This window comes from Sphingobacterium gobiense (assembly GCF_002980575.1).
Lineage (GTDB): Bacteria > Bacteroidota > Bacteroidia > Sphingobacteriales > Sphingobacteriaceae > Sphingobacterium > Sphingobacterium gobiense.
Map to the genome: position 1 here is coordinate 36,944 of NZ_PVBS01000003.1, position 18,321 is coordinate 55,264.

Genomic DNA, 18,321 nt, shown 5'->3' on the forward strand with positions numbered 1-18,321 from the left:
TTAGGTTATGTTGTTAATAGGCTCGGTGAAATAAACCGTTCTATCGGTAAAATTTCTTCCACGCAAATGTGTATATTGCAATAGTATTTAACGAAAGGTCGATTATTCTATGGTATTTCATCATTTTGGCTCCTATATCCTGTTGTTGAGAAAGGTCTTTAAAAAACCTGAAAAATGGAAGATATATTTAAAAGAGATTTTTCACGAGATGAACGAAATAGGCATAGGTTCCTTGAGCTTAGTTTTGATTATTTCTACGTTTATTGGTGCGGTTATGACATTACAAATCGCCTTTCAGCTGGTGTCTGATCTAATTCCGACCACGGTTATCGGGCAGATCAACCGTGATTCCAATATTTTAGAACTAGGTCCCACCATTTCGGGACTGGTATTGATGGGAAAAGTTGGGTCTGCTATTTCGTCACAAATAGGCTCTATGCGCGTAACAGAACAAATAGATGCCTTGGAGATTATGGGAATAAATGCGCCCGGCTTTTTGATTTTACCGAAGATTATCGCTGGTGTTATCATGGTTCCTGTGTTGGTCATCATTGCTATTTTCTGTGCTATTACCGGTGGACTAATAGGGGGCAGTTTATCGGGGGCTGTGGCTCCATCGGACTATATACAAGGTATACAAGAAGGTTTTAATGGTTTCACCGTAACAGTAGCTATAGTTAAAGCCATCATTTATGGATTTATTATCACGTCCGTTCCTGCGTATAAAGGTTTTTATGTTAGAGGTGGTGCATTGGAAGTAGGACAGGCTGGAACAAAAGCTGTAGTGATTGGTTGTATTGCAATTTTGGTTTGTGATTACATTATTACTGCGTTGATGCTATAACCCGAGGTACTCAAAAAACGCTGTGCAACAATAAAATTTATGATTGAGATTCAAAATATATACAAATCATTCGGTAACAATGAAGTATTGAAAGGAATTGATGCCATTTTCGAACCCGGTAAAGTGAACTTAATTATTGGAGGGTCGGGTTCTGGTAAAAGTACCTTGCTGAAATGTATTGTCGGGCTCCATGATCCCGACCAAGGCAAGGTGTTTTTCGATCAACAGGAATTTACTGAAATGGATTTTGAAGAACGCATACCCATCCGACGGAATCTCGGCATGTTGTTTCAGAACTCTGCGTTGTTCGATTCTATGACGGTCGAACAGAATATTATTTTTACGTTGAATATGTTTACCGATATGAGTCAAGCAGAGAAAATAGAACGGGCCAATTTTTGCCTTGATCGTGTCAACTTGAAGGATGTCAATAAATTATATCCATCCGAACTTTCGGGGGGAATGAAAAAGCGGGTGGGCATTGCGAGAGCAATTAGCATGAGTCCTAAATATTTATTTTGTGACGAACCTAACTCTGGCCTTGATCCAGCGACCTCCATATTGATTGATGAGTTGATTCAAGAGCTAACAGAAGAATATCAGTGTACGACATTAGTGGTAACACATGACATGAACTCCGTGATGGGAATAGGCGACTATATTCTGTTTTTATATCAAGGACAAAAGTTCTGGGAAGGATCTAATGAGGAGATGCTACGTTCGGATGTACAGGAGCTGAATGATTTTGTCTTTGCAAGCCCGTTGATGAAAGCAGCAAGGGATTCTATTAAGTAGTACAACATCTCATATCTAATCTTTATCTTTGTGTCGTTTTTAATGTCTGACATCTAATAGTTAAAATTGAGTTCAACAACAAACATACAACTTCTCACACCACAGCACTGGAAAGATTACGAGCTGATCGATTGTGGTGATTTCGAAAAATTAGAACGATTTGGTGATGTTATTTTAATTCGTCCTGAACCACAGGCCGTGTGGCCTAAATCCTTACCGGAGGCGGAATGGACGCAGAAACATCATATCCGATTTAAAGGCCGGTCAGCAACTTCCGGAGATTGGCTGAAGAAAAATCCCCAGACACAGGACCGTTGGCATATCAGTTATAAAAATAAAGATGCATCCATTAAATTCCGTTTGGGATTAACTTCGTTTAAACATGTCGGCATATTCCCAGAACAAGCCGTGAATTGGGATTATATATCGGAATCCGTCAAGTCTTTTAGGACACCCAACCCGAAAGTATTGAATTTATTTGCATACACAGGCGGAGCATCGTTAATTGCAAAAGCGGCAGGGGCGGATACAACACACGTTGATTCGATTAAACAGGTCGTTACTTGGGCGAATGAAAATCAAGCACTCTCTGAATTGGATAATATCCGTTGGGTGGTAGAGGATGCGCTTAAATTTGTGAAGAGAGAATTAAAGCGTGGTAATAAATACCAGGGCATTATATTGGATCCTCCGGCCTATGGGCATGGTCCTAAAGGAGAAAAGTGGAAACTCGAAGACCATATTATGGAGATGATGCGTGATGTGGTGCAACTTCTTGACCCGAAGGAACATTTTCTTATCTTAAACACGTACTCGTTAGGATTTTCATCGGTCATCGTCGAGAATCTAATCAGAACGGCGTTCCCGCAAGTGGAAAATCTGGAAATAGGCGAACTTTATTTACAAGCAACTGCAGGGTGTAAACTACCCTTAGGCGTTTTTGGGAAATTTAGGAAGATAAAATAGCGCTATTTCTGCCGATGTCCAACATCTGGATGCGACTTTAAATGTTAAAATAGTTTGGTGCAATTGTAAAGTTCCTCATGAACCTTCTATGTTAAGCCTCTATTATTAAATCCTGTTCGTAACCGTTCAAAGCCGATATAAAGCTTTGTGTTTCTTTAAAACCAAATTTCTCCATTTCAGCGGTTATCGTGCGATAGTAAGCAATCCCGTCGACGAGTTGGTTTTTAAATTTTTGAATTACTTTCAGCTTCTTTGCGTCGTCAATACCATTTTTCGCCAAGTTTTTGAGATAGTCTACGTAGAGCTGCAATTCGTTCAGAAACATATGAGGTCTATTTTTCAAACCCAGTGGACGACGACCATATATATGATCTACCATTTCCTGTAGCGTGTAAGGTCCTTTGAAATATGCCGTATTTGGACCTGGGCAGATAGAAACAGCCGTAATCTCTTTGGGCTTCTGTAAATTGTATTTCAAGTAGGCCGAAGCGGCAAGCCCTTCACACAAACAGGTTTTCGCTGTAATTTTATCAACCTGTTCCTGAAATTCCGCTTCTGAAAGCTGGATGTTTTTTAGCGCGTTGATTTTAGCATGTTGATAAACACGGGAAGCTGTACATATGGGTTCTGCTGAAAATTCCGTATTAGACACCAGATATTTCTTTGTACAGGGACTTCCAGGAACTCCCCTAGCGATACGTTCGATTCGTCTTTGCTCTGCTGTGCTGCCTTTAAAATTATTAAAAGGAACACCAAGTGGGGATGAATCACTTAAATAGAAATCTTCCTTATCCGCCTTTATCAATTTCGTTAATGTACCGTTATCGACTGTAGTTGCTTCGGGCACCAATAAAAACGGTGAGCCCCAACCGACACTGTCAAAGCCGTAATAACGGAGAAGGAATAACTGTTCTTCCGCCGTTCCTATCCCCCCTTGCACACTGAATCTAATGGGAAGGATGTGTACGTTCGATACGTCCTTTTCAAGAAGTGCTGTTCTATAAATGCAGGAAAGTTCCTGAACAAGGTCTTCTTTCTTTTGTTTAAATTCTTCCAGAATAGGGCCTAATAAATAACCGTCTGTTGCAAAAGCGTGCCCTCCACAATTTAACCCCGACTCGATACGGAATTCAGAAACCCACAGCCCCTTTTTAGCCAGATATTTTGCTTGGATATAGGCCGATCGATAATCTGAAACCTTCAGGATAATACGCTTTTCCAATACGCCGTGTCGATTTGGAAAAAAAGAGGGTAATTCGGTAAGGTAATTGTATAAACGAGGGTTCATGCCCGCCGAAAGAACAACGGATGAACGTAAGACGGATTGGGCGAAACCTCGGAGTGCGGCAGAAGCATCTGAATATTTTTCGTATAATACTTTGCCTTCTGCGTCAACATTAAGCTTATCGACCTTTGCCATAATGTTGACGTCGATTTCTCCCGGAACAACCATGGTTTTTAATTCTTCCGCCAGGGCGGCTTTTCGACAAAGATCATCGGTTTCTAACATTTTTTTATAACGTCGTTTACGGAGATCTGTATCAGGCAAAAGCTCAAAATATTTTGTTAAGTCAGCATGTGGTGAGAATTCATCGTTCTTGATATGGAAAATCTGCATATCAACGATCTGTTGTACTAAATTGAGATAAGCTGTAATTCGCTTTGCGCGATAATCCTCCTCCGTTTTCTTTATAGGGGTGTAATAGAGCTGGTTCTTCTGCGCATAGAACGCGCGTATACGCTCGATAAGCTCGTCGTCTACAATAGATATCACCGAAGAGATACCAAATTTTGCAACTTTTAAAGGCGTATCAATGGAAAAAGCTAATCCTAATACGGGAATGTGGAAATTGTGTTTCATATAACATCGAATGTCGATACGAAATACGGCAATTTCACGCGGGTATAAAGTAACGGAAGTGTGCGGAAAAAATGATTTGACTCATTTTTAACAACGGCATCCGGGCTACCATCCGACGAACAGAGCCCGAATGCTATTTCGGGAGTTTATCAAGAAGCTAAATCGAGTGTAATCGTGCCTACATCTTTTGCAATGCCCGTTTCGACGATAACCCCTTCAATAGTTCTATTTCCATAGGCATCGTTTTCAGGCTCAATAATAATCGTATACGTTCCATCTTCGATACCGGGAAAGTAGAACTTGCTCTCTGCATTCGTTATGGCGCCAATACGCTCATCTCCAATCTCGATATAAATTTTCGGGGCGGCCTCCAAAGGCAGCACGACGCCGTGAATGACACCAGAAACCGCTTCCGGTATCGCACGAATCACCGGTTTTAGACTGTAGCCACCATTACCTTGCTGTACAATCGAACTAGCTACGTCAAAGTCCAGTAAAAGGGTGTACGCTACGTTGGGAATCAAGTCATCGTGTACTTTGATCTTAACGCCCGAAGATTGTCCACTCGGTGTTGTCAAAGGGTGGGGTTGGCCATCTACAATGATTTCGTTCCCCTCATCGTCGAGTATTAATCGTACCTCTTGTAGGCGTCCAGAAGCTACTGTTTCATTTGCTAACAAGGTGTCTTTACCCATCGAGAACTCCAAGATATCGAAAGGCTCGTTGTCATCGACATCAAGTGTGGTACGCCCGTTACTAGTCAATACCTCAATCTTATCAATATTCAGTAGTACCGCATCATATCGTCCCGGTGCATCCGTTATTTTCACGGATATGGGTGTTGTGCCTGCTTTACCGTCGTCATCACTTTCACAGGCGCTTAATAGTGCCAACGTCGCTATACTTGTAAATAATACTGTTCTCATGCTAAATTACGTTATGTAAGTCATAAAAACTGCAAAACCAATGCCAGAATGGTAAATTACTACTCAAAAACAATGGTCTTATTACCTTGTAACATCACTCGGTCTTCCGTTAACAAATGGATAGCTTGACTTAATACCGCTTTTTCGATTTCTTTTCCTGCTGTAACCAGATTAGGAACATCGTAACTATGGTTAATAGATTTGGTACGTTGCACGATGATAGGACCTTCATCCAAATCATTCGTAACATAATGCGCTGTTGCGCCGATAATCTTTACACCTCGTTTGTAAGCTTGTCGATAGGGATTTGCACCAATGAACGCGGGAAGGAAAGAATGATGGATATTAATGAGCTTGTTTTCGAATTTCGCCACGAACGAAGGAGAGAGGATACGCATAAACTTGGCCAACACGATATAATCGGGTTGATACGGAGCAATGGTTTCCGCTAGTTCCTGTTCAAATTCTTCCTTTGTTTTATCTTCATGCGAGACGAAATGATAGGGGATATCGAACTTTTCTGTAAACGCTTTCAGTACTTCGTAGTTTCCAACTACCGCTCTAACAGAGGCATTAAGCGTTTGGAAAAAATGACGTACGAGGATATCCGCAAGGCAATGATGTTCTTTGGTTACCAAAATAACAAGCTTTTTTTCACGAGCAGGGTTAATAGATACCTGTGCCTGAGGAGGTAAATTGTCTTCTAAATCCTGTTGCAATAGCGGAGTAGTCGCTGGAACACCACTACAGACCACACGGACAAAAAATTTTCGGTTTTCTTCGTCCACAAATTCCCGCATGGTGACGATATTTAAATGATGCTTAGCGATAACATGGGCGACATTGGCGACCAGGCCCACCGCATCTTGGCACTGGATAAGAATTAAGGTTTGGTTGTTCATTATTTATATTGTAATAAATACCGTTGCCTTTTAGGAGGCAACGGCAGCTTTAGCAAGTTCTTCTTCCAAATCGATTTCAATACGTAGATTTTCGACGATATGCTTTTGTCTGTCGGGCGTATTCTTACCCATATAATACTCCAACAATTGAGGTAGTTTGTTCTCTTTAGAAAGAATAACGGGATCTAAACGCATATCTTTACCAATGAAAAGCCCAAATTCAGAGGGAGATATTTCTCCTAGACCTTTGAAACGGGTGATTTCCGGTTTGCCTCCTAATTTGGCAATAGCACGTTGGCGTTCTTCATCCGAATAACAATAAATCGTATCCTTTTTGTTTCGGACACGGAAAAGCGGCGTTTGTAAAATAGATACATGCCCGGCCTTCACCAAATCGGGAAAAAATTGTAAAAAGAAAGTAAGCAACAGCAAACGGATGTGCATACCATCTACGTCTGCATCTGTAGCAATGACGATGTTGTTATAACGTAGCCCGTCGAGTCCGTCCTCGATATTGAGCGCATGCTGCAATAAGTTGAATTCTTCATTCTCGTAAACAATTTTCTTCGACATGCCGTAGGAGTTTAAGGGTTTGCCTTTTAAGCTGAATACGGCTTGGGTCTGTACATCACGCGATTTGGTGATAGAACCACTGGCTGAGTCTCCCTCTGTGATGAACAGTGTCGTTTCTAAGTTGCGCTCGTTTTTATCGTTGAAATGGATTTTGCAGTCACGCAGTTTTCGGTTGTGCAAAGATGCTTTCTTAGCACGCTCATTGGCAAGCTTCTTAATGCCAGCAATATCTTTCCGCTCGCGTTCGGACTGCAAGATGCGTTTAAGCAATGCATCAGCTGTAGCCGAGTTTTTATGCAAATAATCATCCAGCGCCTTTTTAACGAAATCGTTGATAAAAGTACGTACAGTCGGGCCTTCAGGGCCGATACTTTGTGATCCGAGTTTTGTTTTTGTTTGTGATTCAAATACCGGTTCTTGTACCTTAATCGCGATTGCAGCGATAATAGACGAACGTATGTCCGCGGCATCAAATTCCTTTTTATAAAACTCACGGATTGTTTTGACAACGGCTTCGCGAAATGCGGCTTGGTGTGTGCCGCCTTGCGTAGTGTGTTGTCCATTGACAAAAGAATAATATTCTTCACCATATTGCTGGCCGTGTGTCAGCGCAATTTCGATATCCTCTCCTCTTAGATGGATGATCGGGTAACGCATAGATTCTGCATCAATATTGCGCTCGAGCAAGTCTTTTAATCCATTTTCAGAAACAAACTTTTGCCCGTTGAAATTGATGGTCAGCCCGGAGTTAAGGAATACATAATTCCAGATCATGTTTTCTACAAATTCCATACGGAACTTGTAATTCCGAAAAATGGTTTCATCCGGATAGAAGCTTGTCGCCGTACCATTACGTTGTGTGGTTTCTTTTTGCTCGTCATTCATTAATTCGCCACGTTGAAACTGTGCAATACGAGTTACGCCTTGACGATACGACTGCACGGTAAATTGGTCGGAAAGTGCGTTGACGGCTTTCGTACCGACACCATTTAAACCTACAGATTTTTGAAATGCTTTGCTATCGTATTTACCACCGGTATTAATTTTAGAAACCACATCCACAACGGATCCAATGGGAATGCCGCGTCCGTAATCGCGCACCGCTACTTTATTGTCATGGACGTTGATGTCAATCGTTTTGCCGGCACCCATCACGAATTCATCTATAGAGTTGTCGACAATCTCTTTTAACAATACGTAGATTCCATCGTCATAAGCAGAACCATCTCCCAATTTCCCGATATACATACCCGGGCGCAGACGGATGTGTTCTTTCCAATCTAAGGAACGTATACTGTCTTCGTTATATGTCGTCATACGGTTTGTTTAAGTTTTCTTTGCTAACAAAAATAGGAAAAAGATTAGATAATTTTGGCAAGCTCTTTGCCCAATCGTCCTTATAGAAAAGTTATGAAAGGAAAAGTCATTGTAAGTAAGTTTTGGACAAATATCTTTTCGGGAAGAAAGGCAGTAGCGATCGTTATCTTTCCTTTCATCTTCTTGCTGGATCAACATTATAAGAAGAATAAATTTTTATTAAACCACGAAAATATACATATCAAACAGGCCGCAGAAATGCTGGTAGTTCCCTTCTACATATGGTATGTTATCGAATTTTTGATACGTTTTTTACAATATAAAAAATTTCGACAAGCTTACCTTAATATCTCTTTTGAGCGGGAAGCCTATCGAAATGAACGAAACTTACACTATCTAAAAAAGCGAAAGTTGTGGGCTTTTAGTAGCTACTTTTAGCAGTCTCTTATTTTACCAGCCGTAAATAGCTTGCTACTTTGTTCTTCAAGTTCCGGCGATCCACGATAAAATCTAGAAAGCCATGTTCCAAAACAAATTCAGACGTTTGAAAACCTTTAGGCAGATCTTTCTTGATGGTCTCTTTGATAACGCGAGGTCCAGCGAATCCTATTAATGCGCCCGGTTCAGCAATGTTGATATCTCCCAACATGGCATAGGAAGCGGTTACACCACCTGTTGTCGGGTCAGTTAGTAAACAAACATAAGGAATTTTAGCTTGTGCTAACAGCGCTAGCTTTGCTGATGTCTTTGCCATTTGCATCAAGGAGAACGCAGCTTCCATCATACGTGCCCCACCCGACTTCGAAATCAACATGAAAGGAATCTTGTTTGTTATACAGTAATCGATAGCTCGAGCGATTTTTTCCCCGACCACAGACCCCATAGAGCCCCCAATGAAGGTGAAATCCATACAAGCAATCACGATATCCCCACCTTCCATTTTGCCATGTGCACAGCGGATAGCATCTTTTAATCCTGTTTTCGCTTGACTGTCTGCAAGTCGGACAGGATAAGGTTTGGTATCGGCGAATTGAAGGGGATCACCAGACGTTAAGGTTTCAAATAACTCGGTGTAGTTGTTGTCATCGAAAAGGATAGAAAAGTAGGCAGCGGAACCGATGCGGATATGATAATCACAATACTGACAAACGTATTGGTTTTCAATTTGTTCACTGTTCAATAGCGGCTTTTTGCAGTTCGGACATTTATTCCACATGCCGTCAGGCGCTTCTTTTTTATTCTCGGTTGCGGTATTGATACCTGCCTTGTTTCTTTTAAACCAACTCATAAGTTCACGATCATTCGGACTACAAAGAAACGAAACCATCGTGATTTATGCAAACCCCACAAAGAATGAATAAACCTGATAACTTCCTTGCTCTGAAAAACAAGTCGCTTTTAACGAACTTGTCTATACAATAGCGGATTGACCCATATAGACAGGCAAATTATGCGAATGAAAAATAAGTTAAAAAAGAGTGGGAGAGTGATGCCAGTTATAAAATAAAAAATAGGCAAGCTACTCCTATCGCACCGCTCAACCTAATACCCTTGCTTTGTTCCCAACCTGGGGGAGTCAAAGGGAGCTGGTCGTAGGAGACTTGCCTACGACAAAAGTAGGAAAAAAATAGTGCTTTGAAAAACTTTTTATTTGACTTTGTTTAGACGCTTGATTGTCAGGTAAAAATAATGGCTTGCCACTTGCACTTTAATGCATCCTGTAAATTTTCCCCGGTAGGGAGAGCAATATACTGTTCATTTCCATTTCTAAAAGTATCATCGCCAATTTGTTCATAGGCCAATCCAAATGAAGTGCAATTTCATCAACGGAGGCCTGTTCTTTTTCTTGCAAGAAATCATATACCCGTTGTTCATCTTTGCTAAGGTTGGTTGTTAATAATGGGAGTTGCATCCCTTCTTGTTTAGATTTCGGTCGTTCCCAACCCATGAGGTAGATCAGATCATCCGCATGTCGAATGAGGTGCGCACGGTGTGTTTTAATCAAATAATTACAGCCAGCAGAATATTCCTGGTCTATACCTCCTGGAAAAGCACACACATCCCTGTTATAGCTGTTCGCAATTTCTGCGGTAATTAGCGCCCCGCCTTTTTTTGCAGCTTCTACAACGATGGTCACGTCAGCCAACCCGGCGATGATGCGGTTTCGTGCCGGAAAGTTGCTGCGGTCGGGGATAGTTTCGGAAGGATATTCCGTAAGCAGCCCGCCATTCTCCAGCATGCGGGATGCAACATCCCGATGGGCAGATGGATATATCCGGTCAAGCCCGTGCCCCAGCACGCCGATGGTGGGAATGTGGTGCTTGAGCGCTAACCGATGTGCTTGTACATCTATCCCGTAAGCTAGGCCACTAACAATCTGTATATCATATTCCTGTAGTGTTGAAACCAGTTCTTCACAAATGCGCTTTCCATAAACTGTTGCATTCCTGGTGCCCACAATACTAACGCATAGGCGTGGGTTTAAATCAACGGTTCCTTTATAATACATTAGAAGCGGCGCATCTTCACATTGCGTCAGACGGCGCGGATAGGTTGCGTCCTCAGCCCAAAGCATTTCTATATTGTGCTTTTCGACAAAAGCTAGTTCTCGTTCCGCATCATGCATATAGTTCTTCGAGAAAATTGATTCCACTGTCGCTTTTCTAATACCTGGAATAGAAAGTAATTGCTTTTTGCTGGCGTCGAAGATATTGTCGACCGAACCAAAGTAAGTTAGTAAAGTACGCGCCGTTTTAGGGCCTACACCTTTAATCTTTGTAAGTGCTATTTTTTTGAGCATGGTCATAATTCAGAGACCTAAAGATAAAAAATTTATATAAAAGTTCTAACTTTGATTAAAAAAATAGAATACAATGGAATTACAAGGTGCTCAAGAACCATTTGATATAGAGATAGGCGACATCGTATATGCTGTTTTTCCGGAAGAAGAGGGTGTTTACCTTATTTTTAAGGAGGGAAAAGAATATGTTAAGATTATAAAAGATACCGACACCTCTTGGTTAAAACTACATCCAGAAACCGAATTGCCCATGTTTGGGATGGATGAGGAAGTGAACCTTATTGGACAGCACATTTCGAAGACCAGTGGTGAGTGATTTGCCGAAATAGGCGTCACATTGGCACATACACCACGTATTTTGTGTCAAAAAAATCTTCGTTGAAGTAGGAGGATAGGGGATGCAGTTCCGCTTTGAGTCGCGATTCTTTAATCTCCTCCCGAAGATCGCCTCCTTTGAGGTATATAATTCCATTTGGAACACCATTTTGATCTTGCTTTTCAAATTTATTACGAACCCAAGAAGCAAATTCACCTAAACGGGTTACCGCGCGCGATACCACAAAATCGTATTTATAATCCAATTGCTCTGCACGGATATGGTCAGCCTCTACGTTTTCTAAGCCTAGCGCCTGGGCCACTTCACGGACCACTTTAATTTTCTTTCCGATAGAATCGACCAAGTGGAACTGTACTTCCGGAAAAAGGATGGCTAACGGTATGCCCGGAAACCCACCTCCTGTTCCAACATCCAGTATTCGTGTGCCGGGTGCAAACTCCGTCATGAATTTGGCGATACCGAGTGAATGTAATACATGGCGCAAATAAAGGCCATCGATGTCTTTTCTGGAAACGACGTTAATCTGGTCATTCCAGAATGGATATACCTCCGCCAGTTGGGCAAATTGTTGTTTTTGCTTTTCCGTTAAGTTCGGAAAGTATTTGTAGACGATATCGACGTTTGGGTTCATGTTAGTCATCACCATGAAGTTTGTTTTTTGCCGCGATTAAACAGGCCATTAATACAAATATAAAAATAATACAAAACGTCAAGCAGCGGAAGCCAAATAAGCAAGTCCCGAACGATCAGTTTTGTATAAATACGGTTAAAAATTACAAGTTGGCTTAACAGCCGCACAGCATAGATACCCAACGGAATGTACCATAGGTTAGGATATAGCACGAAGCATATGATCAGCATCAAATAAAACAATACGGCCGACAACAACTGTGTAGCGAGCATGCGTTTGTGCTTGCTTTTGTATAGCGTGGAAGCGCCAGAATGACGTGCTTTCTGTTTATAATAACTTTTCCACGTTTTTTTAGGAACAGATAGTATATGCGCATCTGCGTGTATAGCGATATTGACATTCGTCGTCGTTGCATTGTGGTTGACGAACAAATCGTCATCCCCCGATTTGATGTGCATGTGTTTATTAAAGCCCTTGCCCTTGTAAAAAAGAGATTTCGTATAAGCTAAGTTGCGCCCTACGCCCATATAGGCATTTCCCTTTAACGCATACGACAAATAGCTCATCGCCGTATGGGTTGTCTCAAATCGAATTAATTTATTCAAAAACCCATTCCGTTTGAAATAAGGGGAATAGCCCAAGACAATTTCTTTTTCATATGAGAAAGCCCCGACCATTTCTGCGAGCCAAAAAGAACTCGCCGGTTCGCAGTCGGCATCCGTGAAAACAAGGTGCTCATGTTTCGCCGCCTTAATGCCCATGGTGAGCGCGAATTTTTTTGTGTGTTTTAGACGGATATGTTCCTTGATTTCTACAATCTTTAATCGTTCAGGATATTTGGACGAGAATTCCTTGAGTATCCATTTCGTTTCGTCATCCGAACAATCATCCACCAGCACCACTTCAAATAGAGGATAATCTTGTTCCAATATTGGAGGAAGAAACGATTTTAAATTTTCTTCCTCATTGTGCGCACATATAATAACACTTACTGGCGGTTGATAAGAAACGTTCTGAAAAGATTTTGTCGAATAAAAGACTAATTTTCCGTATACAAAATAGATATAATGGAGTTGGATAAGCAGCAAAATGCCCAGTACCCCTATAGGTACATACGGAAGATAAGATAAAAATTGTTCCAATATCGTCATATAAAACAGCAAAGATACAGTGTTCCGCCAAGATAACGGGGAGAAAAAGTTAAGTTTTATTAAGATTTTGGTACGCACTCGTTTCCTCGCAATTTTTATTTTATTTTTCCTCTGTTATAATGAACATTGATGACAGAGGCGAGCGAACGAAATTCATTTTATAGGCATAATGGGTATATTGCATATAAACATGAATTTCGTTAGGTTTGCATTGATTTTGCTCAAAAGGGCATGAGGGATATTATTATATGAGATTTACGCTTCAGGCAGAGGATATAGCATCTAAGGCGCGTGCCGGTGTATTGGAGACCGCACACGGAAATATTCAAACACCTATTTTTATGCCTGTTGGTACGGCGGGAACAGTTAAAGCTGTTCACCAGCACGAATTGGTACAGGATATCCAAGCACAGATTATCTTAGGGAATACGTACCATCTATATTTGCGTCCTGGTTTGGATGTTTTGCGTAAAGCAGGCGGTTTGCATAAGTTTAACCATTGGGACGGACCTATATTGACCGATTCAGGCGGATATCAAGTATATTCACTAACCGAGGTACGTAAGATTCGAGAAGAAGGCGTTACTTTCCGTTCACATATTGACGGCTCGAAGCACCTTTTTACACCGGAAAATGTGATGGATACGCAACGTGTCATCGGAGCAGACATCATCATGGCTTTTGATGAATGTACACCTTATCCCTGTGAATACAGTTATGCTCGGAAATCGTTGGACATGACCCATCGCTGGTTAAAACGTTGTATCGATCGGTTCGACAGTACCGAACCGTTGTATGGATATGAACAGACGCTTTTCCCTATCGTTCAGGGGTCGGTGTATAAAGATTTACGAGAAAAATCAGCAGAGGTTATAGCGTCTTTCAATCGGGATGGTAATGCGATTGGAGGACTTTCGGTCGGCGAACCTGCAGAGGAGATGTATGCCATGACAGAAGTTGTAACCAACATCTTGCCACAGGATAAACCTCGTTACCTTATGGGAGTCGGTACACCGATTAATATTCTCGAAAATATTGCCCTAGGCATCGATATGTTCGATTGCGTCATGCCCACAAGGAACGCGCGTAATGGTATGCTGTTCACGCAGAACGGTATTATCAATATCAAAAACGAAAAATGGAAAGATGACTTTTCGCCCATTGAAGCAGAAAGCGATTTGTTGGTCGATCAGATACATACAAAAGCTTATCTTCGTCATTTAATTAGATCGCAAGAGATTTTAGGTGCACAGATCGCATCGTTGCATAACCTTCATTTTTACTTATGGTTGGTAAAACAAGCTAGGGACAAAATTATCGAGGGTACATTTTATGAATGGAAAGAAAAGATGGTAAAAATTCTAGGGCAAAGGTTGTAAAACATGAACATCATTGACCGCTATATCATTAAAAAATACCTGAGCACATTCGTGTTCACGGTCGGTATTTTTATTGTCGTGATTGTTGTTTTTGATGTTTCGGAGAAACTGGATGATTTCCTTAAGTATAAAGCCCCGATGTCCAAGGTATTCTTGGAATACTATGCCCTGGGCAGCATCCCTTTTTTCCTGAATATGTTAACGCCGCTAATCAATTTCATCGCGGTGATTTTCTTTACCTCTAAGATGGCAGATCAAACGGAAGTTGTGCCTATTTTGAGTGGAGGAATGAGCTTTAACCGCTTCTTACGGCCTTATATGATTGCGGCGAGTATTATCTTTTTATTTACCCTTGTATCGAATATCTGGATCATTCCCTATACCAATAAAATCAAAGTAAATTTTGAAAACGTTTATGTAAAGCCACATAAGATCAGCACATCCACCATGTCTACCCATATGCAGATCGATTCCAATACATACGTGTACATCGATAATTTCGATACGAAACGAAATATTGGTTATAATTTTTCTTTGGAGAAATTTTCCGGCGACCAACTGACGGAGAAGTTGATGGCACAAAGTATAACTTGGGATTCGGTCGCTACAAAATGGAAAATCAAAGACTATACCGTTCGGACTATTGATGGCTTACGTGAAACAATGGAGAAAGGTATAGACCGTGACACCACATTAGATATGTTGCCCAGGGACTTCGAAACCTACGACAATGTATTTACCGCCATGGATACCGAAGAGCTAAACCAACGTATTGCCAAGGAAGAAACCCGTGGAACAGGCATGATGACCGATCTGTTATTAGAGAAATATAAGCGCTATATTGGGCCTTTTTCAGCGTTTATCTTAACGCTAATGGGCGTTTCACTGTCATCCAAAAAAGTTCGTGGCGGGATTGGTTTGAGTTTAGGAATTGGTATAGCATTAAGCTTTACATTTCTTGTTTTAGTACAGTTCTCCACGATGTTTTCTTTAAAAGGAGGGCTACCACCTTTAGTCGCTATCCTGATTCCGAATGTGTTATTTTTAGCACTGGCACTCTGGTTGAAATATAAAGCACCTAAATAGTGACACCATCATGATTTATTCAAACCGCGCAGGGGTATGAATAAACCTGATAGCTTCATCACCATCAAAAAGCAAATTATATACAGATGAAAAACAAAAATGTCCTTATCCTGCATTTTACCGTGCTAATTTGGGGATTCACAGGCGTATTGGGAGGTTTACTGTCTATATCGGCAGTTCATTTAGTGTGGTATCGGGTTCTGATTGCCGCGCTTTCCCTTTTTATTTATTTTATCTTCATGCGCAAATCCATACATGTCGCCAAGGAGAAACTGATACGGTTTTTAATGGTAGGAGGGATTGTCGGTGTACATTGGGTATTGTTTTTTCATTCTATCAAGGTTTCCACGGTATCCGTTACGTTAGTAACCGTATCGTCATTGACACTGTTCACCTCCATTTTGGAGCCAATCATTAACAAAACCAAAATATCCAAAGCAGATGTAGGCATAGGCCTGATTATAATATTGGGGATTTACCTTATTTTTAAATTCGAATTTCAGTATGTATGGGGAATCGTGTTTGGGCTTGGGGCGGCGCTGTGCGCCAGTATTTTTTCTATTCTCAACGCTCGGCTAGTGAAGACGACCAGTCCTACTGTGATTACGTTTTATGAAATGCTGGGCGCCTTTTTCTGGGTATCCGTCATCATGCTGTTTACGGGCGATTTCAATGAAAAAATGTGGTTGCAGGATGCTGATTGGGCCTATATTTTGTTGCTGGGGGTTGTATGTACGGCGGTAGCCTATGTACTCGGCGTTGCGGTAATGAAGGAACTAAGTGCTTTTACCGTTGCGCTCACAACCAACATGGAACCCATATACGGTATCGTTCTGGCCATACTTATTTTTGGCCAGCAGGAAACCATGAGTTTAGGTTTTTACACAGGGGCGGTCATTATTTTGGGTGCCGTATTCTTATATCCATATGTGAAAGTCAAAATAGAAAACAGAGAAAAGAGGTTGATTAATCGGAAGCTGCATTGATGTTTATTTAGCCGCAAATGCAGTATGTTTCTTTTTCCGGCGCACCACCTCGACTGCCCTTTGCCAGGGCACGGCCCTCCTTTTTGAGCGCAAAAAGGAGGCAAAACCGAACGAAGTGAGCTCATAAACACCCAAATAAACACGAGTTTATAAACTCTTTGTCTCCTTCAGGTGGCCTGTCGCACAAGCCCATCCCACACAGGGAAAATGCTAAATGCGTTGACGCTGCATGTAACATAAAGAGAAAAGCCGGGCATTGCCCGGCTTTTCTCTTTATGTAGTTAAAACTAAGCGTATGAAACTGTCTGATCTTTACATTCCAATTCGGAATATCCCATCAGGAATTCATCGACTTTTCTAGCGCACTCACGGCCTTCGGAAATCGCCCAGACCACAAGGGATTGACCGCGACGCATATCACCCGCTACAAACACCCTGTCAGCAGACGCTTTATATTCGCCTTCTAGTGCCTCCACGTTGCCTCGCCCGTCCAGTTTAACACCAAGTTGCTGCAATAAGCCTTCGTGTTGCGGGTGAAGGAATCCCATAGCCAACGTAACCAATTCACACGGGATTTCACGTTCAGATCCTTCGACTTCTTTGAATTTGGTAGGTCTACCGAAATTATCAGTTTCCCACTCCAAATCGACAACCAGCGCTGCGCGAACATGACCTTTATCATCGCCTAAAAAAGCTTTGGTGCTTACGCTCCAATAACGCTGACAACCTTCCTCATGCGATGTCGTTGTTTTCAATAACATCGGATAAGTTGGCCAAGGCATAGCAACGGTACGCTCCTGCGGCGGTTGTGGCATCAATTCAAATTGCGTAACGCTTTTTGCGCCGTGGCGGTTGGATGTTCCCACGCAGTCGGATCCCGTATCACCACCACCTATAACCAATACGTTCTTATCGGTCGCTAAGATTTCTTCTACATCAATAGGGGAGTTGCCCACCCGTTTGTTCTGCTGTTTCAAGAACTCCATAGCATAATGAACACCTTTCAGCTCACGCCCCGGGATAGGTAGGTTACGTGGGATAGTTGAACCTCCGGACAATACAATCGCATCGTAATCCTGTAATTCACTGCTAGGGACGTTGACGCCCACTTCGGCATTTGTCTTAAATACGACGCCAGATTGCTCCATGACGTCTACCCGACGGTCGATCACTGATTTATCCAGTTTGAAGTCAGGAATGCCGTAACGAAGCAAACCGCCTACTTTATCATCACGCTCATAAACAACGACGTCATGCCCAGCTTTGTTCAGTTGTGCTGCGGCGGCAAGACCCGCAGGTCCAGAACCCACTACAGCTACGCGTTTACCTGTTTTGATATAACTTTTATTCGGCTGTACGAATTTTTTCTTAAAGGCAATTTCAATAATGTGCTTCTCGATCTCTTCGATTGCTACGGGCGGTTTGTTAATACCCAGCACACAGGCTGCTTCGCAGGGTGCTGGGCAGATTCTTCCCGTAAACTCCGGAAAGTTGTTGGTCGATACGAGTATATTATACGCCTCCTCCCAACGAGCATCATATACGGCATCGTTGAATTCGGGAATGACATTTCCTAATGGACATCCCGAATGGCAAAAAGGAATGCCACAATCCATACAACGTGCTGCTTGATGATTGAGTTGGTCATCCGTGTAGCTATGTACAAATTCTTGATAATTTTGTTTTCTACTCTCCACAGATTCTTTCTGTGGAAGCGCTCTTTCAAATTCTAAAAATCCTGTTGGTTTTCCCATGACTACTATTCCT

17 protein-coding genes and 1 other RNA gene are annotated in these 18,321 nt (G+C 41.8%); 8 read left to right on the plus strand and 10 right to left on the minus strand.

Annotated elements, in window-relative coordinates:
- Window positions 1-109: 109 nt before the first annotated feature.
- The 3 genes from C5749_RS15235 (at window position 110) to C5749_RS15245 (ending at window position 2,605) form a co-directional block, all read left to right on the plus strand.
- Complete coding sequence (locus tag C5749_RS15235) at window positions 110-844, plus strand: MlaE family ABC transporter permease (protein ID WP_105727104.1); 735 nt, start codon at window positions 110-112, stop codon at window positions 842-844.
- Between the two features lie 39 nt (window positions 845-883).
- Complete coding sequence (locus C5749_RS15240; protein ID WP_105727105.1) at window positions 884-1,639, plus strand: ABC transporter ATP-binding protein; 756 nt, start codon at window positions 884-886, stop codon at window positions 1,637-1,639.
- A gap of 66 nt (window positions 1,640-1,705) precedes the next feature.
- Window positions 1,706-2,605 (plus strand): class I SAM-dependent methyltransferase, encoded by a 900-nt coding sequence (locus C5749_RS15245; RefSeq protein WP_105727106.1) that lies wholly within the window; start codon window positions 1,706-1,708, stop codon window positions 2,603-2,605.
- Between the two features lie 91 nt (window positions 2,606-2,696).
- On the opposite strand, the gene C5749_RS15250 is transcribed toward C5749_RS15245, so the two are convergent.
- The 4 genes from C5749_RS15250 to C5749_RS15265 form a co-directional block, all read right to left on the minus strand.
- Window positions 2,697-4,466, minus strand: coding sequence for a hypothetical protein (locus C5749_RS15250; RefSeq protein WP_105727107.1), 1,770 nt, complete (start codon window positions 4,464-4,466; stop codon window positions 2,697-2,699).
- 149 nt (window positions 4,467-4,615) lie between these two features.
- Complete coding sequence (locus tag C5749_RS15255; protein WP_105727108.1) at window positions 4,616-5,392, minus strand: DUF4382 domain-containing protein; 777 nt, start codon at window positions 5,390-5,392, stop codon at window positions 4,616-4,618.
- 59 nt (window positions 5,393-5,451) lie between these two features.
- On the minus strand, window positions 5,452-6,294 hold the full coding sequence (purU, locus tag C5749_RS15260) for a formyltetrahydrofolate deformylase (RefSeq protein ID WP_105727109.1): 843 nt from the start codon (window positions 6,292-6,294) through the stop codon (window positions 5,452-5,454).
- Window positions 6,295-6,324: 30 nt separating this feature from the next.
- Window positions 6,325-8,184 carry a DNA topoisomerase IV subunit B gene (locus C5749_RS15265; RefSeq protein WP_105727110.1) on the minus strand — a complete coding sequence of 620 codons (1,860 nt, stop codon included), beginning with the start codon at window positions 8,182-8,184 and terminating at the stop codon, window positions 6,325-6,327.
- Window positions 8,185-8,277: 93 nt separating this feature from the next.
- On the opposite strand from C5749_RS15265, the gene C5749_RS15270 reads away from it, so the two are divergent.
- A complete protein-coding gene (locus tag C5749_RS15270; protein ID WP_219848010.1) occupies window positions 8,278-8,622 on the plus strand; it encodes a hypothetical protein in 345 nt (114 codons plus the stop codon).
- A gap of 7 nt (window positions 8,623-8,629) precedes the next feature.
- On the opposite strand, the gene accD is transcribed toward C5749_RS15270, so the two are convergent.
- The 3 genes from accD to dprA form a co-directional block, all read right to left on the minus strand.
- Window positions 8,630-9,472: an acetyl-CoA carboxylase, carboxyltransferase subunit beta gene (gene accD / locus C5749_RS15275; protein WP_105727111.1), complete on the minus strand. Its 843-nt coding sequence runs from the start codon at window positions 9,470-9,472 to the stop codon at window positions 8,630-8,632.
- Between the two features lie 221 nt (window positions 9,473-9,693).
- Window positions 9,694-9,791: signal recognition particle sRNA small type (gene ffs / locus C5749_RS15280), an RNA gene on the minus strand.
- Between the two features lie 101 nt (window positions 9,792-9,892).
- The gene (gene dprA, locus C5749_RS15285) at window positions 9,893-10,984 is read right to left on the minus strand and encodes a DNA-processing protein DprA (RefSeq protein WP_342748716.1); all 1,092 of its coding nucleotides are present in this window, start codon (window positions 10,982-10,984) and stop codon (window positions 9,893-9,895) included.
- 73 nt (window positions 10,985-11,057) lie between these two features.
- On the opposite strand from dprA, the gene C5749_RS15290 reads away from it, so the two are divergent.
- Entirely contained in the window at window positions 11,058-11,300 is a 243-nt protein-coding gene (locus C5749_RS15290; protein WP_105727113.1) for a hypothetical protein, read from the plus strand.
- Window positions 11,301-11,316: 16 nt separating this feature from the next.
- Here the strand turns inward: C5749_RS15290 and rsmG are convergent, their stop codons facing one another.
- Together rsmG and C5749_RS15300 are read right to left on the minus strand one after the other, a co-directional pair.
- Entirely contained in the window at window positions 11,317-11,952 is a 636-nt protein-coding gene (gene rsmG, locus C5749_RS15295; RefSeq protein ID WP_105727290.1) for a 16S rRNA (guanine(527)-N(7))-methyltransferase RsmG, read from the minus strand.
- An 8-nt stretch (window positions 11,953-11,960) separates the two neighbouring features.
- The gene (locus C5749_RS15300) at window positions 11,961-13,103 is read right to left on the minus strand and encodes a glycosyltransferase (RefSeq protein WP_105727114.1); all 1,143 of its coding nucleotides are present in this window, start codon (window positions 13,101-13,103) and stop codon (window positions 11,961-11,963) included.
- A gap of 248 nt (window positions 13,104-13,351) precedes the next feature.
- Here C5749_RS15300 and tgt point away from each other — a divergent pair, with 248 nt between their 5' ends.
- The 3 genes from tgt to C5749_RS15315 all read left to right on the plus strand — a co-directional run bounded on the left by tgt (window position 13,352) and on the right by C5749_RS15315 (window position 16,554).
- Complete coding sequence (gene tgt / locus C5749_RS15305) at window positions 13,352-14,482, plus strand: tRNA guanosine(34) transglycosylase Tgt (protein ID WP_105727115.1); 1,131 nt, start codon at window positions 13,352-13,354, stop codon at window positions 14,480-14,482.
- A 3-nt stretch (window positions 14,483-14,485) separates the two neighbouring features.
- Window positions 14,486-15,568, plus strand: coding sequence for an LptF/LptG family permease (locus C5749_RS15310; protein WP_105727116.1), 1,083 nt, complete (start codon window positions 14,486-14,488; stop codon window positions 15,566-15,568).
- Between the two features lie 86 nt (window positions 15,569-15,654).
- Complete coding sequence (locus C5749_RS15315) at window positions 15,655-16,554, plus strand: DMT family transporter (RefSeq protein ID WP_105727117.1); 900 nt, start codon at window positions 15,655-15,657, stop codon at window positions 16,552-16,554.
- A 287-nt stretch (window positions 16,555-16,841) separates the two neighbouring features.
- Here the strand turns inward: C5749_RS15315 and C5749_RS15320 are convergent, their stop codons facing one another.
- Window positions 16,842-18,308 carry a glutamate synthase subunit beta gene (locus tag C5749_RS15320; RefSeq protein WP_105727118.1) on the minus strand — a complete coding sequence of 489 codons (1,467 nt, stop codon included), beginning with the start codon at window positions 18,306-18,308 and terminating at the stop codon, window positions 16,842-16,844.
- Window positions 18,309-18,321: the final 13 nt, after the last annotated feature.